The organism is Streptomyces sp. NPDC001027 (assembly GCF_040299045.1).
In the GTDB taxonomy this organism is placed as follows: domain Bacteria; phylum Actinomycetota; class Actinomycetes; order Streptomycetales; family Streptomycetaceae; genus Streptomyces.
The window spans coordinates 22,992-45,834 of the sequence record NZ_JBEPBI010000005.1; the positions used below are offsets into that span (position 1 = coordinate 22,992).

Annotated in this window: 26 protein-coding genes; 16 read left to right on the forward strand and 10 right to left on the reverse strand. The window is 72.4% G+C overall.

Annotation, left to right across the window (positions count from 1 at the left end; translation table 11 throughout):
- The first annotated feature begins 3 nt into the window (after positions 1–3).
- Positions 4–1,155 carry a DUF2786 domain-containing protein gene (locus ABT300_RS03260; protein WP_351671387.1) on the forward strand — a complete coding sequence of 384 codons (1,152 nt, stop codon included), beginning with the start codon at positions 4–6 and terminating at the stop codon, positions 1,153–1,155.
- A gap of 21 nt (positions 1,156–1,176) precedes the next feature.
- On the opposite strand, the gene ABT300_RS03265 is transcribed toward ABT300_RS03260, so the two are convergent.
- Entirely contained in the window at positions 1,177–1,725 is a 549-nt protein-coding gene (locus ABT300_RS03265) for a DUF4232 domain-containing protein (RefSeq protein ID WP_351671390.1), read from the reverse strand.
- Positions 1,726–1,822: 97 nt separating this feature from the next.
- Positions 1,823–2,491, reverse strand: coding sequence for a DUF4097 family beta strand repeat-containing protein (locus ABT300_RS03270; protein ID WP_351671393.1), 669 nt, complete (start codon positions 2,489–2,491; stop codon positions 1,823–1,825).
- A gap of 239 nt (positions 2,492–2,730) precedes the next feature.
- Here ABT300_RS03270 and ABT300_RS03275 point away from each other — a divergent pair, with 239 nt between their 5' ends.
- Entirely contained in the window at positions 2,731–3,474 is a 744-nt protein-coding gene (locus tag ABT300_RS03275) for a GbsR/MarR family transcriptional regulator (protein ID WP_351671396.1), read from the forward strand.
- A gap of 58 nt (positions 3,475–3,532) precedes the next feature.
- Here ABT300_RS03275 and ABT300_RS03280 read toward each other — a convergent pair whose 3' ends face one another.
- The 3 genes from ABT300_RS03280 to rpmB form a co-directional block, all read right to left on the reverse strand.
- A complete protein-coding gene (locus ABT300_RS03280; protein ID WP_351671399.1) occupies positions 3,533–4,054 on the reverse strand; it encodes a hypothetical protein in 522 nt (173 codons plus the stop codon).
- Positions 4,055–4,178: 124 nt separating this feature from the next.
- Positions 4,179–4,484, reverse strand: a complete 306-nt coding sequence (gene rpsN, locus ABT300_RS03285) for a 30S ribosomal protein S14 (RefSeq protein ID WP_351671402.1) — start codon at positions 4,482–4,484, stop codon at positions 4,179–4,181.
- Positions 4,484–4,720, reverse strand: a complete 237-nt coding sequence (gene rpmB / locus ABT300_RS03290; RefSeq protein ID WP_351671405.1) for a 50S ribosomal protein L28 — start codon at positions 4,718–4,720, stop codon at positions 4,484–4,486. Before rpmB ends, rpsN begins: the two co-directional genes overlap by 1 nt.
- A 62-nt stretch (positions 4,721–4,782) precedes the next feature.
- Here rpmB and rpmG point away from each other — a divergent pair, with 62 nt between their 5' ends.
- The 5 genes from rpmG (at position 4,783) to ABT300_RS03315 (ending at position 7,637) form a co-directional block, all read left to right on the forward strand.
- Positions 4,783–4,947 (forward strand): 50S ribosomal protein L33, encoded by a 165-nt coding sequence (gene rpmG / locus ABT300_RS03295; RefSeq protein WP_266724813.1) that lies wholly within the window; start codon positions 4,783–4,785, stop codon positions 4,945–4,947.
- A gap of 2 nt (positions 4,948–4,949) precedes the next feature.
- Positions 4,950–5,204 (forward strand): type B 50S ribosomal protein L31, encoded by a 255-nt coding sequence (locus ABT300_RS03300; RefSeq protein ID WP_351671409.1) that lies wholly within the window; start codon positions 4,950–4,952, stop codon positions 5,202–5,204.
- Positions 5,201–6,349 (forward strand): CobW family GTP-binding protein, encoded by a 1,149-nt coding sequence (locus ABT300_RS03305; protein WP_351671412.1) that lies wholly within the window; start codon positions 5,201–5,203, stop codon positions 6,347–6,349. The genes ABT300_RS03300 and ABT300_RS03305 overlap by 4 nt, the downstream gene beginning before the upstream one ends.
- 4 nt (positions 6,350–6,353) lie before the next feature.
- Positions 6,354–6,590, forward strand: coding sequence for a 30S ribosomal protein S18 (gene rpsR / locus ABT300_RS03310; protein WP_351671415.1), 237 nt, complete (start codon positions 6,354–6,356; stop codon positions 6,588–6,590).
- Between the two features lie 828 nt (positions 6,591–7,418).
- Positions 7,419–7,637, forward strand: a complete 219-nt coding sequence (locus ABT300_RS03315) for a DUF397 domain-containing protein (RefSeq protein WP_057578095.1) — start codon at positions 7,419–7,421, stop codon at positions 7,635–7,637.
- Between the two features lie 93 nt (positions 7,638–7,730).
- Here the strand turns inward: ABT300_RS03315 and ABT300_RS03320 are convergent, their stop codons facing one another.
- Positions 7,731–8,237 carry an ATP-binding protein gene (locus tag ABT300_RS03320; protein ID WP_351671418.1) on the reverse strand — a complete coding sequence of 169 codons (507 nt, stop codon included), beginning with the start codon at positions 8,235–8,237 and terminating at the stop codon, positions 7,731–7,733.
- 341 nt (positions 8,238–8,578) lie between these two features.
- Between ABT300_RS03320 and ABT300_RS03325 the strand changes: the two genes are divergently transcribed.
- The 5 genes from ABT300_RS03325 (at position 8,579) to ABT300_RS03345 (ending at position 13,556) form a co-directional block, all read left to right on the forward strand.
- On the forward strand, positions 8,579–9,415 hold the full coding sequence (locus ABT300_RS03325) for a Sco1979 family transcriptional regulator (protein WP_502977873.1): 837 nt from the start codon (positions 8,579–8,581) through the stop codon (positions 9,413–9,415).
- Positions 9,416–9,551: 136 nt separating this feature from the next.
- Complete coding sequence (locus ABT300_RS03330; protein ID WP_351671421.1) at positions 9,552–11,015, forward strand: aldehyde dehydrogenase family protein; 1,464 nt, start codon at positions 9,552–9,554, stop codon at positions 11,013–11,015.
- Between the two features lie 71 nt (positions 11,016–11,086).
- On the forward strand, positions 11,087–11,728 hold the full coding sequence (locus tag ABT300_RS03335; RefSeq protein ID WP_351671424.1) for a PadR family transcriptional regulator: 642 nt from the start codon (positions 11,087–11,089) through the stop codon (positions 11,726–11,728).
- 80 nt (positions 11,729–11,808) lie between these two features.
- Positions 11,809–12,792 (forward strand): ATP-binding cassette domain-containing protein, encoded by a 984-nt coding sequence (locus ABT300_RS03340; protein ID WP_351671427.1) that lies wholly within the window; start codon positions 11,809–11,811, stop codon positions 12,790–12,792.
- Positions 12,793–12,827: 35 nt separating this feature from the next.
- Positions 12,828–13,556: an ABC transporter permease gene (locus ABT300_RS03345; protein WP_351671588.1), complete on the forward strand. Its 729-nt coding sequence runs from the start codon at positions 12,828–12,830 to the stop codon at positions 13,554–13,556.
- Positions 13,557–13,658: 102 nt separating this feature from the next.
- On the opposite strand, the gene ABT300_RS03350 is transcribed toward ABT300_RS03345, so the two are convergent.
- On the reverse strand, positions 13,659–14,942 hold the full coding sequence (locus ABT300_RS03350) for an ion channel protein (protein ID WP_351671429.1): 1,284 nt from the start codon (positions 14,940–14,942) through the stop codon (positions 13,659–13,661).
- Between the two features lie 127 nt (positions 14,943–15,069).
- Here ABT300_RS03350 and ABT300_RS03355 point away from each other — a divergent pair, with 127 nt between their 5' ends.
- Positions 15,070–15,831 (forward strand): MerR family transcriptional regulator, encoded by a 762-nt coding sequence (locus ABT300_RS03355; protein WP_351671432.1) that lies wholly within the window; start codon positions 15,070–15,072, stop codon positions 15,829–15,831.
- Positions 15,832–15,867: 36 nt separating this feature from the next.
- Here ABT300_RS03355 and ABT300_RS03360 read toward each other — a convergent pair whose 3' ends face one another.
- Positions 15,868–16,233 carry a YbjQ family protein gene (locus ABT300_RS03360; protein WP_107448815.1) on the reverse strand — a complete coding sequence of 122 codons (366 nt, stop codon included), beginning with the start codon at positions 16,231–16,233 and terminating at the stop codon, positions 15,868–15,870.
- 138 nt (positions 16,234–16,371) lie between these two features.
- On the opposite strand from ABT300_RS03360, the gene ABT300_RS03365 reads away from it, so the two are divergent.
- Positions 16,372–17,337 (forward strand): DedA family protein, encoded by a 966-nt coding sequence (locus ABT300_RS03365; RefSeq protein WP_351671436.1) that lies wholly within the window; start codon positions 16,372–16,374, stop codon positions 17,335–17,337.
- An 89-nt stretch (positions 17,338–17,426) separates the two neighbouring features.
- Here ABT300_RS03365 and ABT300_RS03370 read toward each other — a convergent pair whose 3' ends face one another.
- Together ABT300_RS03370 and ABT300_RS03375 are read right to left on the reverse strand one after the other, a co-directional pair.
- On the reverse strand, positions 17,427–19,088 hold the full coding sequence (locus tag ABT300_RS03370; RefSeq protein WP_351671439.1) for a threonine/serine exporter family protein: 1,662 nt from the start codon (positions 19,086–19,088) through the stop codon (positions 17,427–17,429).
- Positions 19,089–19,202: 114 nt separating this feature from the next.
- Entirely contained in the window at positions 19,203–19,694 is a 492-nt protein-coding gene (locus ABT300_RS03375) for an inorganic diphosphatase (protein WP_007452023.1), read from the reverse strand.
- A gap of 124 nt (positions 19,695–19,818) precedes the next feature.
- On the opposite strand from ABT300_RS03375, the gene dacB reads away from it, so the two are divergent.
- Both dacB and ABT300_RS03385 read left to right on the forward strand, forming a co-directional pair.
- Positions 19,819–21,438, forward strand: coding sequence for a D-alanyl-D-alanine carboxypeptidase/D-alanyl-D-alanine endopeptidase (gene dacB / locus ABT300_RS03380; RefSeq protein WP_351671591.1), 1,620 nt, complete (start codon positions 19,819–19,821; stop codon positions 21,436–21,438).
- A gap of 110 nt (positions 21,439–21,548) precedes the next feature.
- Positions 21,549–22,682 carry an Rv3626c family coenzyme F420 biosynthesis-associated protein gene (locus tag ABT300_RS03385; protein ID WP_351671442.1) on the forward strand — a complete coding sequence of 378 codons (1,134 nt, stop codon included), beginning with the start codon at positions 21,549–21,551 and terminating at the stop codon, positions 22,680–22,682.
- Positions 22,683–22,843: the final 161 nt, after the last annotated feature.

Here is a 22,843-nt window from a genome sequence, read left to right on the forward strand (position 1 = left end):
ACGGTGAGCAGCACCAGCAGCGACCCGGCCGGCGCCGTCGAACGCGCCCTGCGGGCCGCCCTCTACGACACGGCCGACGCCGCCCTCGACTCCGGCGCGTCCCTCCTCGCCGCCGATCCCGCCGCGGACGCGGAACTCACGCGGCGCGGCACGGAGTTCGTGGCGGCGCTCTGGCGGCGCGGCTGGCAGCCCGCGGACCTCGTGCGGATCGTGCGGCGCGATCTGGACGGCCCCCACGTGGGCCTCGTCACGGCGCTGATCCGCGCGCAGGCGCGCGACGACCGGGCGCGCGGCGCCCGCTGGGCGGCCCAGCTCGCGGAGCTGCCGGCCGGTCCGCCGCCCTCCGCGGACCGCTTCTCGCAGGCCACGGCGGTCCTGGAGCTCTACCGTCTGCTGCTGCGCCTGCCCGGCCTCGACCCCCTCGACGAGCACGGGCCCGAGCGGGGACCGGGACGGGGCCCGACGGCGGGGTCAGGGCCGGACTCCTCCACCCGCATGCTCACCCGCATCCGCGCGCTGCTCGCCAAGGCCGAGGCGACCGGCTTCCCGGAGGAGGCCGAGGCGCTCACGGCGAAGGCGCAGGAGCTGATGGCCCGACACAGCGTCGACGAGGCCCTGCTCGACGCCGCGGCCCCGGCCCCGGACGCGCCCGGCGCCTGCCGGATCGGCGTCGAGCCGCCGTACGAGCAGGCCAAGGCGGTGCTGCTGGACGCGGTCGCCGCCGCCAACCACTGCCGGGCGGTGTGGAACGAGCCGTTCGCCTTCTCCACGGTCGTCGGCTTCGAGGCGGACCTCGAGGCGGTGGAACTGCTCTACACCTCGCTGCTGGTGCAGGCGCAGTCGGCGATGGCGAAGGCGGAGGCGGCGCAGCGGGCGAGCGGCCGCCGACGGACCAAGACCTTCCGCCAGTCGTTCCTCGCCGCGTACGCCCACCGGGTCGGCGCCCGCCTCACGGCCGCCGCCGAGGCGCAGGTCAGCGACGACCTGCTGCCGGTCCTCGCCTCCCGCGAGGTCGCGGTCACGGCGGCGACGGACCGCATGTTCCCGCGGACGGTCTCCACCCGTCTGCGCGGCGTCACCGACGAGGCGGGCTGGACCGAGGGCGCCGAAGCGGCGGACCGGGCCGGCGTGCGGTCCCGGCCCCGTCTGCCGTGACCGCGCGCCGGGCGGATCCGGTCAGTCGCCCGCCGGGTGGAAGGAGCTGACCGTGGCGTCCGCCACGCCCTTGCTCTTGAGCGCGACGTCACCGTACGACCAGGGGAAGTCCGCGGTGGACGAGGCCTGCGGGAGGCCGTACTTGACGGTCTTGACGGCGAGGGACTTGTCGCCGCTGCCCGAGCCGCGCACATAGGTGATCGTGAACGAGGCGGTGCCCTGCGCCGGGAGGGTCAGGGGCTGCGGCGCGGCGGCCTCGTCCTGCGCCGCGGTCGCGGAGTCGTCGCCGGCCTGGAGCTCGACCTTGGGGAAGCCGGCCAGGGTGCACTCCTTGCCCTTGTTGGTGAGCGTGACGGTGACGTTGCCGGTGTCCCCGGCGGCGGGCGCGGCGTCGACGGGGCCGACCTCCTGGCCGAGGTCGGCGGCCGCGCAGGCGGATCCGGCGGCCCCGGGGGAGGAGGCGGCGGCCTTGCTCTCGTCGCCGCCGGAGCCGCTGTCGTCCCCGCCTCCGCAGGCGGTGAGGAGCAGGGCCGCGGCGAGAGCGGTGACGGTGATGGGAACGGCGCGCATGTGTGGTCCCTCGGATCTGGTGACGGTGCTCGAAGGATCATCACGCACGCGCGCGGTCCCACGCCGCGCGCCCCCGTCCTGACGGACGTCCGGCTGTTCAGAGGCTGCCGGCGGTGATGTCGCCGTAGGCGGTGGTCGCGTGGATGGCGAGGCCGGCCGCGGCGCCGTCGGTGTTGGCGAGGGCGTTGTGGATCCGGCCGTGGGCGGTGCCGGCGTCGAGTGAGGCGGAGACGCCGCGTGCGGCGCCGACGGAGATGGAGCCGGCCTCGGTGCGCAGGACGACCTCGCCGTGCACGGCTTCGGCGACGTGCAGGTCGCCCTTCTGGGTGCTGATCCGGGCGGGGCCGGTGAGGCGGCCGACCGAGACGTCGCCGTCGAGGAGGGTGAGGCGGGCGCTCGCGGCCTCGTCGATCTTGACCGTGCCCTGCGCGCCCTCGACGGTGACGTCGCCGAACCGTCCGACGCCGCGGAACTCGCCGGCGGCGGTCGTGGCCTCGACGTGCGAGCCGGCGGGCAGCTGGACGGTCACGTCCAGGGCTCCGGAGGCCCCCAGCAGCTGGTTCTTCGCGGGGGCCGTGATCCGCAGGGCGCCGTCGGCGAAGTCGACCGAGGTCTCCTCCGCCGCCTTCACGTCGCGGCTCCTGGAGGCGTCCGCGGGAAGCACCTCGACGGTGGCGTCGGCCCGGTCGGCGGCGATGAAGCGGACACGCCCCGCGGGGACGTCGAGGACGACGGAGACCGGGGCGGCGGCGGCGAACTTCTGCATCGTGCTCTCCTGTGTTCGTTAGTGTTTCCGACAGAGGAAAAGCTACGTTGCGTTCTTGGTGTCGGCAACAAGTTCGTTGCGCAAAATCAGAGTTACTGCAGGTGGCAGCTCAGTAATCATTGCAATGGATTGGAAAGCAATGCAACGCGCAGGGCTCAAATCCGTTGCAATGTATGTCGGTGAACGCTAAACTGGCGGCATCCGGGCGCATGAAGGAGGCCCGCACGAAGGAGGCCGCGATGCCCGGAGGCAGACTCACCCAGCAGGAACGCCAGCAGATCGCGTCGGGGCTGGCCGACGGCCTCGCCTACGCGGAGATCGCCAGGCGGCTCGACCGTCCCACCTCGACGATCACGCGCGAGGTGATGCGCAACGGCGGCCCCACCGCCTACCGCGCCGATCTGGCCCACCGGGCGACCGAGCGCCGCGCCCACCGCCGCAGGCAGACGGCCCCCCGCGGTCCGGACACGATCCCGCAGGCCCACGGACGCGACGCAGAGGCCGTGCGCGAGTACGAGGAGGCGTTCACCACCGTCCTCATGGCCTCGGGCATGCCGAAGATGATGTCCAGGGTGATGGCCTGCCTCACCCTCACCGACACGGGCAGCCTCACCGCGTCCGATCTCGTGCAGCGCCTCCAGGTCAGCCCCGCGTCCGTCTCCAAGGCGATCACGTACCTCGAGGAGCAGGCCTTCGTCCGCCGGGAGCGCGACGACCGCCGCCGCGAGCGCTACGTCGTCGACGACGACGTCTGGTACCAGTCGATGCTGGCCAGCGCCCGGGCGCTCACCCAGGTGATCGAGATCGCACGGCAGGGCGTCGGGATCCTCGGCTCCGCGACCCCGGCCGCCGTCCGCCTCGAGAACATCGCCCGCTTCCTGGACTTCGTCAGCGAGAGCACCGTCCGCGCGGCGGAGCAGGCCCGCGCGGTGCTCCACACGAGAACCGACGCCGCACCGCAAGGGCAGACCCCCCGGGCATAGCCCCCGCGCGGCCGGACCCGCCGCCGGCCGGGCCGCCGCGACGACCGCCGACCGGCGGCTATCCCATCCCGGCCGTCGGCAGACCCGACGGCCACTGGCCGCCGTCCGCCCTGGTGAACGTCTCCTTGCCGGCGGCGCCGGTCCAGGTGACCTCGAGGGACTTCGCGTCGACGGAGTCGACCATGCCGCTCGTGCGGTCGTCCTTGCCGACCGTGCACGTCAGACGGATCATCCGCATGCCCGCCTGCTTGCCGGCGGTCCCGCTGCACACGCTCCCGCCGGTCACGAAGAGGGCGGCCTGCTTCCCCGTGACGATGAGGGCGACGGCCTTGCCGTCCTTCGTGGCGAGCCAGCTGCCCTCCAGCTCGTCCGAAGCGGAGACGGAGTCGGACGGCGACGCCGTCGCACCGCCCGGACCGCCGCTGTCCGCCGTCGCCGCCGGGGTGGTCGCGGAGCCGTCCCCGGACCCCCCGTCGCCGCTGCACGCGGTCAGTGCGAGCGCGCCCGCCAGCGCGGCGGCCACCGCCGCGGCCCGCACCGCACGGCGGGACGCGCCCCGCGAGAAGATCGCCGAAGTCACTGCACGCTCCCGAGCTCGGACCGAAGAACCTGGACCTCAAGGACCGCAGCAAGCTACCAGCAAGTCCGGTCAGCGACCCGGGACCCGGTGCCACCATGAGGACCCGGCCGCCACGAGGACCCGCCTACCAGGAGGACTTGCGCACCCCCGGCAGATGCCCCGCGTGCGCCTGCTCCCGCAGACCCACCCGGGACAGCCCGAAGGTCCGGAAGTACCCGCGCGGGCGGCCGTCCGTCTGATCCCGGTTGCGCACCCGCGTCGCACTGGCGTCCCGCGGCTGCGCGCGCAGCTCCCGCTGCGCCGCCTCGCGTTCCGCGTCCGTGGACGACGGCCGCCGGATCGTCTCCTTCAGTTCGGCCCGGCGCGCCGCGTACCGCGCGACGATCGCCCGGCGCCGGTCGTTCTTCGCGATCTTGCTCTTCTTCGCCATCAGACCCGCACCCCCCGTGCGCGGATCCGCGCCACGGCCGCCTCGACGCCGATCGCGTCGACGGTCCTGATCCCCTTCGTGCTCAGCCGCAGCCGTACGTGCCGGCCTTCGCTCGGCAGCCAGTACCGCTTGCTCTGCACGTTCGGGTCGAAGCGGCGCGAGGTGCGCCGGTGGGAGCGGGAGATGCGGTTGCCGAAGCCGGGCCGGGCGCCGGTCAGCATGCAGTGCGCGGACATGGGTGACGTACCTCTCCTGGAACGCTATCGCTAATGGGATTCATTTTCAGTAACATAGCAGCATGGCTCGCAACGAACTCCGTCCGGTCGTCAGGCTCAAGTCCACCGCGGGGACCGGATTCACCTACGTGACCCGCAAGAACCGCCGTAACGACCCCGACCGCATGACCCTGCGCAAGTACGACCCCGTCGCCGGCCGTCACGTCGATTTCCGAGAGGAGCGCTGACCATGCGCAACGAGATCCATCCGCCCTACGGACCCGTGGTCTTCCGCGACCGTGCCGCGAACCACGCCTTCCTCACCCGCTCCACCATGAGCAGCGACCGGACGGTCGTATGGGAGGACGGCGTCACGTACCCCGTCGTCGACGTCGAGATCTCCGACGTCAGCCACCCCTTCCACACCGGCGCCGCGCGCGTGCTGGACACGGCCGGCCGCGTCGAGCGCTTCGAGCGGCGTTACGGGAAGCAGGGCGGGGCGTGAGCCTGTCCGTCGTGATCGTCGGCGGGCTGCACGCCGACGCCCGCCGGGCGACCGTCGCGCGCCTGCTCGCCGACGTGCCGCGCAGCGTCGCCCTGCACCACGACCTCGCGACGGCCGCGGCGGGCACGGTCGTACGCACCGTCAGGGACGCCGCCGGCATTCTCTCCGCCGGTGAGACGCCCCTGGTCGACGACTGCGCCTGCTGCGCCCTGCGCGAGGACCTGGTGCCGGAGCTGCGCCGCCTCGCGGACGACGGCGTCACCCGCCTCGCGGTCGTCGAGCTGTGGGACTCCGTAGAGCCCAAGGCCATGGCCGAGACAGTGGTCGCCGGCGGGCTCACCGTCACCGGCGTCGTCACGGCCGTCGACCCGGCGCTGCTCCTGCCCTGCCTGGGCAACGGCGACGACCTCGCCGACTGCGGCCTCGCCGCGGCCGCCAGCGACCAGCGCACCGTAGCCGACACCTTCGCGCGGCAGCTGGAGTACGCCCCCGTGCTGGCGGTCGTCGACTCCGTGGAGGCCGACGACGAGGACCGCGAGCTGCTGGCGCAGCTGCACCCGACGGCCCGCCAGATCCGGGTCGCGCCCGGCGAGGGCGCGGACCCCCGGTCGCCGCTGACCCAGGCCGTGCTGGCCGGATTCGACGCGGAGGCCGCCGCCGCGGCCCAGCATCCCGCCTGCGCGCTGCTCCCCGCCGAGGCCGACGCGCACGGTGTGAGCACCTTCGTCTGGCACCGGCGCCGGCCCTTCCACCCGGAGCGGCTGTACGCGGCGCTGGAGGACCTGACCTGCGCGGCCGCCCGCAGCCGGGGCCGGTTCTGGCTCGCCGACAAGCCCGACGTGCTGCTCCACTGGGACGCGGCGGGCGGCGCCCTGTGCGTGGAGTCGGCCGGCCCGTGGCTGGCGTCCCTCCCCGACGCGGCCTGGGACCTGGTCCCGCCGGTGCGCCGCGCCGCGGCCGCCCTCGACTGGCACCCCGAGCACGGCGACTGCTGTCAGCACCTGGTCTTCACGTCTCCCGGCCTGGACCGCGACGGCCTCGCCCGGCTCCTGGAGTCCTGTCTGCTCACCGACGCCGAGTACGCCGCCGGCCGCACGGCCTGGAAGCGACTGCCGCCCGCCTTCGACACCCTCCTGGAGGTCTGACCCCGTGCCCCGCAAGCCCGACCGCAAGCCCGCCAAGGCCCGCCCCAATCCCCTGGACGAGGCGGGCGTCGCCTACGTCGACTACAAGGACACCGACCTGCTGCGGAAGTTCCTCTCCGACCGGGGCAAGATCCGCAGCCGCCGGGTGACCCGCGTCTCCGCCCAGCAGCAGCGCCGACTCGCCCGGGCCGTCAAGAACGCCCGCGAGATGGCCCTGCTCCCCTACAGCGCCGCACGCTGATTCGCCCCCCGGGGCGGCCCGGGGCGCTGCTTTCGGCCCCTGGGCGCACGCCTGTCCTGTACGCGCCGGTCCCGTCCACCCGGGCCCGGCGCGCACGCGTCGCCTGCCGTAGCCCAGGCCCACCGTCCTCCGTACGAAGCCTCACGCACTCGTACGGGGGACACCCCCCATATCGTCTACTCACGCCGATGGTCTGGACGCAGTCACCCTGCGGCGGTGAGCCGACCCGGCCCTGATGCGGCGAGCCGTCCCGCCCCGCCCCCGCGCCGACCTCCGGGTCGTACGCGGGGGCGGCCGCCGTCGTCGTCCCGCGGTGAGGAGCGGGGGAGTCGCGGGGCATTGCAGGGGCAGGGGTGGCGTCCGGTCTGTCGGACCGTGGTCGGACGGTGGCACAGCCGTCGCGTGGGACCGTCGTCCACGGGTCCGAGCGGACGGCCGGCGTCCGCCGGAACCGCCGCTTCGGGAAGGCCCCCGCAGCCGTCGCGGGGGCTCCCCGCGGGGTGATCCGGTTCCACGTCGTTTCCGCGTCGACGGAACACGAAGGCCCCCGCGCGCGTCTGTCCCCGTACATGAGCAGTTCGATCCGGACGACTCTCCGGAGCACCTCCCGACGCCCGGCCGGACGGAACGGCGTCGGTAAAGCGGGCGTCACAGCTGTAACCACTCAGGCACCGCGCGTGCACGTGCATCTGCTCATGCGACTGCATGTGAACGGGGTTATGATCCGGGACAGTTGACAACGGCACCAATGGCCACACAAGCCAGTGCACCACCAGGGAGCGACCTGTGGACCACCACGTTGACGGGGGGCACGACGTGTACAACGGCATGACGGCCACACAGCTGTACGGGGTTGCCTGGCAGAAGAGCCGGCACAGCAACTCGCAGGGCTCCTGCGTGGAGTTCGCGCGACTGCCGGGAGGCGACGTCGCGGTGCGCAACTCGCGCTTCCCCGACGGTCCGGCGCTCGTCTACACGCGCGCGGAGATCGAGGCCATGCTTCTGGGCATCAAGGACGGCGAGTTCGACCACCTGATCGGCAGCTGACGCTCCCGCCCGGCGCCCCGCGCCGGACCTGTCGGCGCGAACCGGCCCGCAACGCGCGTAGAGCCAGGGCGTGGGCGCGCCGGCGGCGCTGCGTCATTCGGCCTGTGCGGGCAGCCGGAACAGCGCCCAGACCACCTTGCCGCCCAGACTGCCGGAGAGCGGCTGCCAGCCCCAGCTGTCGGCGAAGGAGTCCACGAGGAACAGCCCTCGCCCGGACTCGGCGGAGAAGTCCTCGCCCTCCTGCGGCGCGGGGCTGTCGTGGCTGGGGTCGCGCACCGCGCACACCAGCCGCTCGGTCCAGCGCATCAGGTGCAGCCGCACGGGCGGCTGCCGCCGGTCAGGCGCCCGGGGGGCGTCGTCGGAGCACAGTCCGTGTCTCAGCGCGTTGGTCACCAGCTCGGAGACGACCAGACACACGTCGTCGAACCGGTCTTCCACGTCCCACTGGCCGAGCGTGTGCCGGGTGAACCGCCGTGCCTCGCGCACGGCTTCGTAGCGGGCCGGCAGGGAGCAGGAGGCGGCGTCGGACACGGCCGCGGGATCCAGCGGCGGAAGGCCCTGCCGTAACGGCTCGAGCATGGTCGATCCATTCGTCCCCATGCGAGGCACTCCCGGGATTCGCGGTCGTTGCGATGCAGCGGTGGCGCGGGACCATGGTTTCTGATGCGCACTGCGGATGCAAGGGCAGATGCACGTGCACGTGACCGAAATGGACCCGCCCGTACCGCTTCTTGGCCATTTTTTCCGCCAACTTCTCTCTCATCGCCGCCACTTCTCTTGCTTTCTCCTCACTCTTCCTTCGCATCGCTCTGTGCGTATGCTTTGAGTTTGTTCCATCTCTGTAATCGGACGAGTACTGCTCGAAGTGTTTTAGTGGCAGACTGCGGCCCCTAGGACGGTTGGGGAGGCTGGCGAACGTGAGCGCGGGAGAGCCCGGATCGGTGGTGCGGCGGATGCTGCTCGGCTCGCAACTACGACGGCTGCGTGAGGCCCGCGGCGTCACGCGCGAGGCGGCGGGATACTCGATCAGGGCGTCGGAGTCGAAGATCAGCCGGATGGAACTGGGCCGGGTGAGCTTCAAGACCCGTGACGTGGAAGACCTGCTGACGCTGTACGGCATCACGGACGACGCGGAGCGCAACGCGCTCGTCGGCCTGGCCCGTGAAGCCAACGTGGCGGGCTGGTGGCACAGCTACTCGGACGTGCTGCCCAACTGGTTCCCCACCTATGTCGGCCTGGAGGGCGCGGCCGCCCTGATCCGCGTCTACGAGGTGCAGTTCGTGCACGGTCTGCTGCAGACCGAGGCGTACGCCCACGCCGTCGTCAGCCGCGGCATGAGGGGCGCGAGCGCCGCCGACGTCGACCGGCGCGTGGCGCTGCGCCTGGAGCGCCAGAAGTGCCTCGTCGCGGAGAACGCCCCGGACTTCCACATCGTCCTCGACGAGGCCGCGCTGCGCCGGCCGTACGGCGACCGCGAGGTGATGCGCGGGCAGCTCCAGCACCTGATCGACGTCTCCGAGCGGCCCAACGTCCGTCTGCAGGTGATGCCGTTCAGCTTCGGCGGGCACGCCGGCGAGTCCGGGGCCTTCACCATCCTGAGCTTCCCCGAGTCCGACCTGTCGGACGTGGTCTACCTGGAGCAGCTCACCAGCGCCCTCTATCTGGACAAGCGCGAGGACGTCGCACAGTACGAACTCGCCCTGAAGGAACTGCAGCAGGACAGCCCCGGACCGGACGAGAGCCGGGACCTGCTCCGTGGCCTGATCCAGCTCTCCTGACCCCGCGGCCTCGGGGGATTCCCCCACAGGCTTCGGTAAACCCTCCAACTCCCTTCAATCACCCGTACGATGACGTGTGATCAGATCGTGACGCCGATCGATCGCAGCCGTTCGCAGCAGGGGATTGAGGGATCACATGTCGACGTCGTACTTCACCGACCTGGCCCAGCAGTACATCGACGGCAAGTGGCGTCCGGGGACGGGCTCCTGGGACATCATCGACTTCAACCCCTACGACGGCGAGAAGCTCGCCTCGATCACCATCGCCACCGTCGACGAGGTCGACGAGGCGTACCAGGCCGCCGCCCGCGCGCAGCGGCAGTGGGCCGCCACCAACGCCTACGCCCGCCGCTCGGTCTTCGAGAAGGCGCTGCGGCTGGTCGAGGAGCGCGAGGCGGAGATCAGCGAGGTCCTCGTCGCCGAGGCCGGCGGCACCCTCGGCAAGGCCGCCTTCGAGCTCCACCTCGCCAAGGAGTTCCTGCGCGAGTCGATCCACCTGTCGCTGCGCCCCGAGGGCCGCATCCTCCCCTCGCCGGTCGACGGCAAGGAGAACCGCGTCTACCGCGAGCCGGTCGGCGTGGTCGCCGTGATCAGCCCCTTCAACGTGCCGTTCCTGCTGTCGCTGAAGTCCGTCGCCCCCGCGCTGGCCCTCGGCAACGCCGTGGTGCTCAAGCCGCACCAGAACACCCCGGTCTCCGGCGGCACCGTGATCGCCAAGCTGTTCGAGGACGCCGGTCTGCCCCCGGGCCTGCTGAACGTCGTGGTGACCGACATCGCCGAGATCGGCGACGCCTTCCTGGAGCACCCGGTCCCGCGGGTCATCTCCTTCACCGGCTCCGACAAGGTCGGCCGGCACGTCGCGACGGTCGCCGCCTCGCACTTCAAGCGGTCCGTCATCGAACTCGGCGGCAACAGCGCCTTCGTCGTCCTCGACGACGCCGACGTGGACTACGCCGTGGACGCGGCCGTCTTCAGCCGCTTCGTCCACCAGGGCCAGGTCTGCATGGCCGCCAACCGCATCCTGGTCGACCGCTCGCTCGCCGACGAGTTCACCGAGAAGTTCGTCGCCAAGGTGCGGACGCTGAAGGCCGGCGACCCGCGCGACCCGCAGACCCTCATCGGCCCGGTCATCAACTCCCAGCAGGCGGAGGCCGTCTCCGGTGCGGTCGCGCAGGCGATCGCCGAGGGCGCGACCGTCCTGCTGCACGGAGCGACCACCGACAACCTCGTCGAGCCGTCCGTCCTCGCCGACCTGCCCCTCGGCTCCGCCCTGCTCCAGCAGGAGGTCTTCGGCCCGGTCGCCTTCATCAACGCCTTCGACGGCGAGGAGGAGGCCCTGCGCATCGCCAACGACACCCCCTACGGCCTGAGCGGCGCCGTCCACACCCGTGACGTCGAGCGCGGCGTCGCCTTCGCCAAGCAGGTCGTGACCGGCATGTTCCACGTCAACGACGCCACCGTGCACGACGAGCCGATCGTCCCGTTCGGCGGCGAGAAGAACTCCGGCGTGGGCCGTCTCAACGGCGAGACCACCCTGGAGTCCTTCACCACCACCAAGTGGATCTCGGTCCAGCACGGCCGCAGCGGCTTCCCCTTCTAGGGCGCGCTCCAAGGCCCGGCGGCCGTCCGGGCGCCGCCGGGCGCCCGGACGTCACGCCCTAACCTGGGCGCATGTCAGCGATCCGTCTCCTCGTCCTGGGCGCCGTGCGCCAGCACGGGCGGGCCCACGGCTACCAGGTGCGCAGCGACCTGGAGTACTGGGGCGCCCACGAGTGGTCCAACGCCAAGCCGGGCTCGATCTACCACGCCCTGAAGCAGATGGCGAAGCAGGGCCTGCTGCGTGAGCACGAGACGGCCCCGTCCACCGCCGGCGGCCCGCCGCGCACCGAGTACGAGGTCACCGAGGCGGGCGTCGAGGAGTACTTCCGGCTGCTGCGCGAGGCGCTGGTCTCCTACGACCAGAAGACGGACGTGAAGTCGGCCGCCATCGGCTTCGTGGTGGACCTCCCGCGCGCGGAGGCCGTCTCGCTCCTGAAGGAGCGCGTGCGCGGCATCGACGAGTGGCGCTCGGCCGTGACCGAGCACTACGTCCCCGAGGAGGGCCCCGCACAGCTGGGCCACATCGGCGAGATCATGAACCTCTGGGTCCACACGGCGGACGCCGAGGCGGAGTGGGCCCGCGGCCTGATCGCGCGCATCGAGGGCGGCGCCTACACCTTCGCGGGGGAGGGCGAGCCGTTCGTCGGCGTGCTCGCGCCGGGCGAGGAGAACCCGTACGCGACGAGGGAGCGGCATCCGGGGGACTGGCGCTAATCAAGTTTGACGACTGAGGTCGGCCGGGTTTACCTTTGCGCCTGTAGTCAAGTTTGACTAGCGGAGGAATGGGGGTTTCCATGGCCGACACGGCGATCACCGTCGACGGCGTCCACAAGAGGTACGGGGAGACGCGGGCACTGGACGGGCTCGACCTCACGGTGACCCGCGGCACCGTGCAGGGGGTGCTCGGACCGAACGGCGCGGGCAAGACGACCCTGGTCAGAATCATGTCCACGCTGCTGCGACCGGACGCCGGACGCGTCGAGGTGGCCGGCCACGACGTGCTGACCGAGGCCCGCGAGGTCCGCCGGCGCATCGGTCTGCTCGGCCAGCACGCCGCCCTCGACGAGGAACTGGACGGCCGGCAGAACCTGGAGCTGTTCGGACGCCTGCACCGTCTCGGCGCCCGCCACGCGCGCGTGCGCGCCGCCGAACTCCTCGAGCGCTTCGGCCTCGCCGCCACCGGCCGCAAACCGGTCCGCTCCTACAGCGGCGGCATGCGCCGCCGACTGGACCTCGCGGCCTCCCTCATCGGCGGCCGGCACGGCGCCGACCCCGAGGTGCTCTTCCTGGACGAGCCGACCACCGGACTCGACCCGCGCGGACGCGCCGAGGTCTGGTCCGCGGTCCGCTCGCTCGTCGGCGGGGGGACGACGGTGGTGCTCACCACCCAGTACCTGGAAGAAGCCGACCAGCTGGCCGACCGCATCTGCGTCGTCGACCGCGGCCGGGTGATCGCCGACGGCACGGCGGACGAGCTCAAGGCGCTGACCGGCGGCGACCGCATCGACGTCGTCCTGCGCGACGCGGGCCTCCTGGGAGCCGCGGTCGCCCTGCTGCCCCTGCCCGAGGAGCACGTCACCGTCGACGTCGACCGCCGTCTGCTCAGCGCACCCGTCACCGACCGGATGGCCGCCCTCTTCGGCGTCGTCCGCGCCCTGGAGGAGGCCGGGATCGAGGCGGAGGACGTGGCCCTGCGCCGCCCCACGCTGGACGAGGCCTTCCTGCACCTGACCGGCCGCGAGGACCGCGCGGACGACCCCGTGAAGGAGGCCGTGTGAGCGGCTACGCGTACGCCCTGACCGACTGCTGGACCATGACCCGCCGTGAACTCGCCCACTGGGCACGCCAGCCGGGCCGGCTGGCCGTCGGGTTCGTCTTCCCGGTGATGCTGCTGCTGATGTTCGGCTACCTGGTCGGCGGCGGCCGCGGGGTCGACGGCGCATACCTCGACTACCTGATGCCCGGCATGCTCGCGCTCACCATGGCCTTCGGCCTGGAGGGCACGATGGTCGCCGTCACCCAGGACCTCAACAAGGGCGTCGTCGACCGCTTCCGCGCGATGCCGATGGCCGACGGCGCCGTCCTGGTGGGCCGTTCGGCGGCCGACATGCTCCAGTCGGCCGTGAGCATGGTCGTGCTGATCGCCGTCGGCCTGGCGCTCGGCTGGCGGCCCCAGGGCGGACCGGGCGCCTTCCTGGGCGCGCTGGGACTCCTCCTGCTGTTCCGCTTCGCGATGCTGTGGGTCGGCATCCATCTGGCGCTGGTGGCGGGGAGGCCGGAGATGGTGCAGGCCGTGCAGATCCTCGTCTGGCCGGTCGGCTTCCTCTCCAACGCCCTCGCCGCGCCCGCCTCCATGCCCGACTGGCTGGGCACGGCCGTCGAGTGGAACCCGATGTCCCGCACGGCGACGGCGGTGCGCGGCCTGTTCGGCGGCACGGGCGCGGACCCCGGCCAGGTGTGGACGGCCGTGGGCTGGCCGCTGGCCCTGCTGGCGGTCTTCTTCCCGCTCGCCGTGCGGAAGTTCAGTCGCATGAGCCGCTGAGGGCGGGCGGCGGCGGGACCCGGTCGCCGCGGTCCCGTCCCGAGCCGGCGGCGCCTCCCGCACGGCCGGACCCGTCGGCCTCCCGCAGGGCCGGACGGGGTGTCAGCGGACCGAGGTCCCGTCCTCCCGCAGCTGCATCTGCGGCCGACCCGTCACCAGCAGCCAGGCCGGCAGCGAGGCGATGCAGAGCAGGGCGATGATCGAGGGCGAGGAGACCAGGACGGCGGCGACGAAAAGGCTCACCCAGCCCTGCCGGGTGATGGCCAGCAGGATGCCCAGCACCCCGGTGGCCACGCCCACCGCGGGGTGGACGGCCGGCACGAGCGCGTGGGCGGTGAGACCGAGGGCGGAGCCGACGAACACGGCCGGGAAGATCCGCCCGCCCCGGAACCCGGAGGTCGCCGCCACCACCATCGCGGCCATCTTCACCACCGTCATCGTGGCGAACTGACCGGCCGTCCAGCCGTCGGGGTCGGCGGCGAGCTCCGCGACCTCGTCCAGCCCCTTGAAGAGCGTCAGATGGCCGCCCAGGGCCGCCAGCAGGCCCAGCACGACCCCGCCGGCCGGGAGGATCAGCATCGGGTGCCGCAGCCGCGCGAAGGCGCCGTGGACGTACGGGAAGGCGTAGACGCCGCACATGCCGAGCAGCGCGCCGACCGACGCGACCACCGTCGCCGCCAGCAGGTCGGCCCAGCCGGGCTGACCGAACGGGGGCAGGTGCATGTCGAAGCTGGGATCGGCCAGCAGGGTGGTCGTCATCGCGCCGGCCGCGGCGGCGACCAGCGGGGTGAAGACGCTGTCCCACAACGGCCCCTTGGTCTGCCGTCCCGCCAGCGCCTCGGAGATCAGCAGCGCCGCCGCCACCGGCGTGCCGAAGAGCGCGCCGATGGTCGCCGCCTCCGCCAGCATCACCCACACCGCGCCCGGCGCGGCCGGCCGCAAACGGTGACCCAGCCAGAAGACGACCGCCACGTTGACGGCGATGATCGGGTTCTCCGGGCCCAGACTCGGCCCGCCCGCCAGCATCAGCGCCGTCGCCACCAGCAGTCCGGGCAGGACCACCGGCGGCAGCACGCGCGCGTCCAGCCCCATCGTCGCCGGATCGGGGCCGGCGTGCCCCGGGGCCTTCCACACCACCAGCCCCACCAGCACACCCGTCATGGTGAGCATGACCATCATCCAGAGCACGGAGTACCGGCCCACGCCCAGCGCGTCCGGGAGGTCCTGCCACAGCACGTCCTGGAGTCGGTCGGCCGCCCCCTCCACCAACAGGAGCAGCAGGCTCGCCAGCACGCCGATGGTGAGGGCGGGCAGGATCGACGGCAGCAGGGTGCGTACCGGGGTCGCCGGAGGGCGGGGCGGCTGCTGTGCGGTGTCCTGGGCCACGGGCTCACGATAAGCGGGCAAAGCGGACACGACACCCGGGCTGCGGCAGACGGGGCGCGGACCCGCTTGCACCTCACGCGGCGTGAGGACGCACGGTGGAGCGCATACCGAGAAGGGAGCGGACGAAGTGAGCTACTCCGTGGGAGAGGTCGCCGGATTCGCCGGTGTCACGGTGCGCACGCTGCACCACTACGACGACATCGGCCTGCTCGTCCCCGGCGGGCGCAGCCACGCGGGTCACCGGCGCTACGACGACGCCGACCTCGACCGGCTGCAGCAGATCCTGTTCTACCGCGAGCTCGGCTTCCCGCTCGAGGAGGTCGCGGCCCTGCTCGACGACCCGGCGGCCGACCCGCGCGCGCACCTGCGCCGCCAGCACGAACTGCTGACCGCCCGGATCGAGAAGCTGCAGAAGATGGCCGAGGCCGTGGAACACGCCATGGAGGCGAAGAAGATGGGCGTCAATCTCACACCCGAGGAGCGGTTCGAGGTCTTCGGCGACAAGGACCCGGAGCAGTACGCCGAGGAGGCGGAGCGGCGCTGGGGCGGCACCGAGGCCTACGCCGAGTCGCAGCGCCGGGCCGCCCGCTACACCAAGGAGGACTGGAGACGCGTCCAGGCCGAGGTCCACGACTGGAGCGAGCGCTACGCGGCGCTGATGGACGCGGGGGAGCCGCCGGCCGGCGAGGCGGCCATGGACATGGCCGAGGAACACCGGAGGCACATCACCGCCTGGTACTACGACTGCCCCCACGAGATGCACGTGTGCCTGGGCGAGATGTACGTCGCCGACGAGCGCTTCAAGGCGTACTACGACTCGATGCGCCCGGGGCTCGCCGCGCACCTCAAGGAGGCGATCACGGCGAACGCGGCACGGCACGCCTCGTAGGGCCGGCCGGGAAGGCCCGCCGGTCCTGGCCCGGGGTCACTCCCGGGCCAGGACCACCGCCGTCCCGTAGGCGCACACCTCGGTGCCCACGTCGGCCGCCTCCGTCACGTCGAAGCGGAACGCCAGCACGCCGTTCGCGCCGCGCGCGCGTGCCTGCTCCACCAGCCTTTCCATGGCCTGGTTGCGGGTTTCCACCAGGGTCTTCGTCAGCCCCTTGAGCTCGCCGCCGATCATCGACTTCAGACCCGCGCCGATCTGGCTGCCGAGGTGCCGGGAGCGCACCGTGAGCCCGAAGACCTCGCCGATGACCTGCTGCACCCGGAAGCCGGGTACGTCGTTCGTGGTGACGACCAGTACGTCCGGCTCGGGGCCCTGCCCGCCGCCGTAATCATCGATGCCCATGTTCACAGGTTTGCCCAAGGAAGGGCACGGTGCATCCTGGGGGAACCCCTGGGAACCTGGTCCCGCGGCGGCTCGTTGATAGCTTTGGGCGGTCAGGTCGCCCACCGACCGCCTTCACCCCACAGGAGCCCGGAACCCGTGACTACCCTCGCCCTCGGCCCCGAGTGGATTACTCCGGACTATCTGATCTCGACGTTCGGCCTGGTCGGCATCCTGGTCATCGTCTTCGCCGAGTCGGGCCTGTTCGCCTTTCTGCCGGGCGACTCCCTGCTGTTCACCGCCGGTCTGCTGGTCGCCGACGGCAAGTGGATCCACCAGCCGCTGTGGCTGGTGTGCACCCTGATCGTGGTCGCGGCCGTCCTCGGCGACCAGGTGGGCTACCTGATCGGCAAGTTCTTCGGGCCGAAGCTGTTCAGCCGGCCCGACTCCAAGCTCTTCAAACAGGAGAACCTGGAGAAGGCCCACGAGTTCATCGAGCGGTACGGCCCCAAGGCCATCGTCCTCGCCCGATTCGTCCCCATCGTGCGCACCTTCGCGCCGATCATCGCCGGCGCCGGCCGTATGAAGTACCGCACGTTCATCACGTACAACGTGGTCGGCGGCGTCCTCTGGGGCACGGGCGTCACGGTCGCGGGCTACTTCCTCGGCCAGATCGACCTCATCAAGGAGAACGTCGAGGCGATCCTCGTCCTGATCGTCCTCATCTCGGTCGTGCCGGTGGTCATCGAGGTGCTCAAGGCCCGCAAGGAGGCCCGCAACGCCCCGGCCGCGCAGCAGCCCGCCCAGCAGGCGCAGCAGCAGCCGTACGGGCAGCCCCCGGTCATGGACGACGCCACGACCCAGCTCCGCCGCATCAACCAGCATCAGCCGTACGGCGAGCAGGGCCGGCGCGAGCAGCAGGGCCACCACGGCCAGCAGAACGGGCACGGCCAGCAGGGCGGCCAGGGCCAGACCTACGAGAACGAGTACTACGGCCAGCAGTACCCGCAGCAGCAGTACCCCCAGGAGTGGCAGCAGCAGCCCCCGCAGCAACAGCAGCCGTACGGCGGCGCGCAGCACGACGCACAGCACCAGGGCCACTACCCCCACAACCAGGGGTACTAGGGACGCGACCAGGGCGTGGAGCGCGGGGGTCTCGCAACCCCCGCGTGTCCGGATCCCCGCGTCAGCACGGCCGCGTCAAACCCCTCGCGTCAGAACCCTCGCGTCCTCTTGGCGGCCCGTCGCTTGTCGGCGGAGCCCACCCGCAGGAACAGCCGCGAGACCTCGGAACCGAGGTTCACCCCGATGGCGATGGCCATCGCCAGCGCCGCGGCCTTGGTGAGCGACACCAGGCCCGCGTCCACCTCGTTCTGCGCGATCGACAACAGCCCGAAGTACGTGGCCGATCCGGGCAGCAGCGGCCCGATCGCGGCGGTCGTGTAGGGCAACGCGGACGCGAACCGGTAGCGCGACAGCAACTGCCCGAACAGCCCCACCACCCCGGCCGCGACGGCCGTGGAGGCCACCGGCGAGATGTCGCCGGCGTAGTGCATCGCCCCGTACACCGACCAGGCCACCCCGCCGTTCAGCGTCACGGCCAGCACGGTGGACCGTTCCTGCTGCAGCAGCACGGCGAACGTCAGCGACAGCAGCATGGACGCGCCGATCTGCCACAGCGGCCGCTTGGAGACGCCGAGCGTCACGTCGGGGTTGAGATGCGCGCCGAGCTGCACCCCGACGTAGAGCATCACCAGCACGCCGACCACGATGCCCACGAAGAAGTACATGACCTCCAACAGGCGTGCCGCCGCGGTGATGTAGAAGCCCGTCAGGCCGTCCTGGACGCCCGCCACCAGCGCCCGCCCGGGCAGCAGCGCGAACAGACCGCCGGTGATGACCGCGGACGCCTTCACGTCGACGTCCGCCAGCGTCAGCGCGATGCCGATCGCGGCCGGGGGCATCGCCGCCACCAGGAACTGGTAGAACTCCGGCAGCCCGCGGCCCGCGCACAGCCAGGCCAGCCGGTCGCCCAGCATCGCGCCGAGCAGGGCCGCGACGAACACGACCGCGTCACCGCCGACCAGCACCGAGGCCGCGCCCGCGAGCAGCCCGCTCGCCGACGTCAGCACCCACGTCGGGTAGGGGTGCCGGTTGCGACGGATCTCCGCGAGTCGCCGGTAGGCGTCCTCCAGGGAGAGATGGGCGTCGGCGTCGCTCAGATCGTCCACGAGCCGGAAGACGGCCGCGAGGCGCGTGTAGTCGGTGCCCCGGCGGCGCACCGTCCGCGACGCCGTCACCGGGTCCTCCACCAGAGACGGCTGGTAGGAGATGGCCAACAGAGTGAAGGTGACGTTGGGTTCGCAGCGGTCCAGCCCGTAGGACCGGCAGACCGCGAACATCGCCGCCTCCACGTCCTCGGCGCCCTCCCCGCCCGCGAGCAGCAGTTCGCCGATGCGCAGCGTCAGGTCGAGCACGCGCGGGACGGCCGGACCGCCCTCCTCCGTCTTCGGCCCCGGCTCCGGCGCGGGCCGCTCGGTGACCGGCATGCGCAGCATCGTGCGCATCCGGTCCTGCCAGGGCAGGTCCTTGATCAGGCTCACCATCGGGACGCCGGAGGGCGGGGTGAAGGCGGCCGGCGCCTCCCGGGCGCTGTAGGTGCTCGGCACGCTGAACGCCGACCCCTCGCCCTCGCCCGCGTGCGGCTGGCTCACGTCCAGCCCCTGCGGAACGGTGAACTCCGAGGTGGTCTCGGACTCCCCGCCGGCTCTGGGGACGGTGAGCCCCGCCGGCATCGCGAACTCGGACGTGATCTCGGGATCGAAGGCGCTCCTCGCCTCGTCCGACTGCGGTTTGCGGTTCTCCGCCTCCGACACTCAGCAACGCTCCCTGAACGACACCTTCCGTGGGCCTCAGTATGCGCACAGACGGCCGAGAGGGCCGCACACGCATGCGTGCGGCCCTCTCGACGACATCAGGCGACCGGGGCCTCAGTGACCGCCCTGGTCCTTGAAACGCTTGTAGGACCGCTCGATCTCGGCCTCGGCGTCGGTGCGGCCGACCCAGTCGGCGCCCTCGACGGACTTGCCGGGCTCCAGGTCCTTGTAGACCTCGAAGAAGTGCTGGATCTCCAGCCGGTCGAACTCCGACACGTGGTGGATGTCGCGCAGGTGCTCCACGCGCGGGTCCGTCGACGGGACGCACAGCAGCTTGTCGTCGCCGCCGGCCTCGTCCGTCATCCGGAACATGCCGATCGCGCGGCAGCGGATCAGACAGCCCGGGAACGTGGGCTCGTCCAGGATGACCAGCGCGTCCAGCGGGTCACCGTCCTCGCCGAGGGTGTTCTCGACGAAGCCGTAGTCGGTCGGGTAGGCGGTCGAGGTGAAGAGTCGACGGTCCAGGCGGATCCGACCGGTCTCGTGGTCCACCTCGTACTTGTTCCGCGAACCCTTCGGAATCTCGATCGTGACGTCGAACTCCACCGGTGGCTCCTCCATGATCAACACATAGTTCTGGTGGTTAAGTGTCCCTCACGCCGGTGTGTGATCGCGAAAGGGGCTGGTGTTCGTGCCGGAGCTGAGGCCTTGGCGGGCCGCGAGACCCCACGTGGTGCGGGTCACGGACGCCGTACGACCGCGTCTGGCACGGGCCGCAGGGATCGTACGGCCTCGACTCGCGCGCGCCGCGGCGACCGCGAGGCCGCGGGTCGCACGGCTCGCGCAGGCGGCGAAGCCGCAGCTCGCGCGGCTCGCCGGGACCGGTCCGAACGCCCGGTCCTGGCAGTACGGCGCGGGCGCCGCGACCGTCGGACTGGCGCTGGCCGCCGGAGTGGTGAGCGTCGCCGGCCCCTGGGACTCCACCGGCCAGCGTACGGCCGAGCGGGACCGGGCGACCGCGCTCGAACGGACGGGTGGCGCAGATCACGGGCGCACGGCGGATTCGTCCCGTACGTCCGACACCGCGGCCGGGGCGCCGCGCCCCGCCCCCAGCGCCGCCTCCGTCCTGGTCGGCCTCGGCGGCGGCGTCGACGTCGTCAAGTCCGCCCCGGCCACCCTCCCGACGGGCGCCGGCGTCGCCAGCGTCCTGACCCCGCTCCTGGCCGACCCCGTCCTCGGCGCCCGGCACACCGCCGCGGTCGTCGACGTCGCCACCGGCAGGCGGCTGTACGGCGCCGGCGCCGGGACGGGCCTGACGCCGGCCTCCACCACGAAGATCGCCACCGCGGTCGCCGCGCTCTCCGCGATGGGCGGCGAGCACCGCCTGACCACCCGCACGGTGCTCGAGCCCGACACCAAGGAGCTCGTCCTCGTCGGCGGCGGCGACCCCACCCTCACGGCCCGCGACGACGACGGCGCGGGCTGGGCGGACCTGCGCGCCCTCGCCGCGTCCTCCGCCGCCGCCCTGAAGAAGCGCGGCGTCACCCGGGTGACGCTGTCGTACGACACGACCCTCTACGCGGGCAGCGAAGTTCACCCCATCGGGCGCAACGGCAACCTCGCGCGGGTCACCGCCCTGTCCGCCGACGAGGGCCGCCCCGACGACTCGACCAGCGGTCCGGTCACGCGCGTGCCCGACCCCGCGGCCGACGCGACCCGCACGTTCGCCGCGTTCCTGAAGGCCGACGGCATCACCGCCACGGCCCCCGGACCCTCCAAGGCCACCGCGCGCGCGAAGAGCCTCGCCTCGGTCTCCTCGCCGCCGCTGTCGGTCCTGGTCGAGCGGATGCTGACCAACAGCGACAACGACATCGCCGAGGCCCTCGCCCGCCACACCGCCCTCGCGACCGGCGTCCGCGCCGACTTCGCGGGCGGCGGCGCCGCGGTCCGGGCCCAGTTGAAGAAGCTCGGGCTGCCGACGGCCGGCGTCGGCATCATGGACGGCAGCGGACTCGACCGCCGGGACCGCATGACGGCGAACCTGCTGACCGCCCTCCTGGTCAAGGCCGGCGACCCGGCCCGTCCCGACCTGCGGCCCGTCCTCACCGGCCTGCCCGTCGCCGGCTTCACCGGCACCCTCGCCCACCGGTACACGGACGGCGCGGCGGGCGTCGTCCGCGCCAAGACCGGCACCCTGACCGGCGTGAACGCCCTCGCCGGCACGGTCGTCGACCACGACGGACGGCTCCTCGCCTTCGCCTTCCTGGCGGCCGGCACGACCGACGCGGGGGCGGCCCAGGCGGCCCTGGACAGGGCGGCCACGGCGCTCGCGGGCTGCGGGTGCCGCTGACGCCCGCCGCGGCCCGCCACCCCGAGGCGCCCCCGGCGCCGACCCTGACATCTCCCTGACCGGCCTCCCGCGGCCTGCCCCCGGCGGCGGCGCTCACGTACGGTTGACGCATGACGAGCATCGGTGGTGCTGCATCTGCGGGGATGGTCGACTGGAATCTGGCGGTGGCGACCGCGACCCGGCTGGTGCGGCCGGGTCCGGAGGTCAGCCGGGACGAGGCACGGGCCGTCGTCGCGGAGCTGCGCCGGCACGCCAGGGCCTCGGAGGGGCACGTCCGGGGCTTCACCCGGATGGCCACCGACGAGATCCACGACACCCCCATCCTCGTCGTCGACCGCCCCGGCTGGGTGCGGGCCAACGTCGCGGGCTTCCGGGAGATCCTCAAACCCCTCCTGGACAAGATGCAGGAACGCCGCGGCAACAGCCCCGGGGGCGCGGTCCTCGGAGCCGTCGGCGGCAAGGTCACCGGCGTCGAACTCGGCATGCTGCTCTCCTTCCTGTCCTCCCGCGTCCTCGGCCAGTACGAGACCTTCGCCCCGGCCACCCGTGAACTACCCGCCGGCGCGAACGGCGGCGGCCGTCTCCTGCTCGTCGCGCCGAACATCGTCCACGTCGAACGCGAACTCGACGTCGACCCCCACGACTTCCGGCTCTGGGTGTGCCTCCACGAGGAGACGCACCGCACGCAGTTCTCCGCCGTGCCCTGGCTGCGCGACCATCTCGAGGGCGAGATCCAGTCGTTCCTCGGGGAGACCGACGTCGACCCGTCGACGTTCCTCGAGCGGGTCAGGGAAGCCGCCCAGTCCCTCGCCGGCGGCCGCCCCGAGGGCGAGGAGGACGACGGGGGCCGCTCCCTGGTGGAGCTCGTGCAGACGCCCGCCCAGCGCGAGATCCTCGCCCGGCTCACCGCCGTGATGTCCCTCCTCGAGGGGCACGCCGACTTCGTCATGGACGGCGTCGGCCCCGACGTCGTCCCGACCGTCGCCGAGATCCGCGAGAAGTTCCAGCAGCGCCGCGCCAAGGGCGCCTCCCGGCTCGACGTCGCCCTGCGCAAGCTCCTCGGCCTCGACGCCAAGCTCAAGCAGTACCGGGACGGCGAACGCTTCGTGCGGGCCGTCGTCGACCAGGTCGGCATGGACGGCTTCAACCGCGTGTGGACCTCCCCGAACACACTTCCGACCAAGGCCGAGATCGGCAAGCCGGCGGACTGGGTCGCGCGGGTGCACCGCAAGGCCGAGTCGTGAACCTGCGGACCGCCGACGGACGAATCCGGTCGACGGCAGGCGAACGCCCCTTCAATCACCCGTCCGAGGGACCGTCGGCCCGGGGCAGGCGTGCAATGCTCGGGGAACGCCCCGGTTCTGTCACCATCTACACACTCTGAGTGACCGAACCCGGGCTCAGT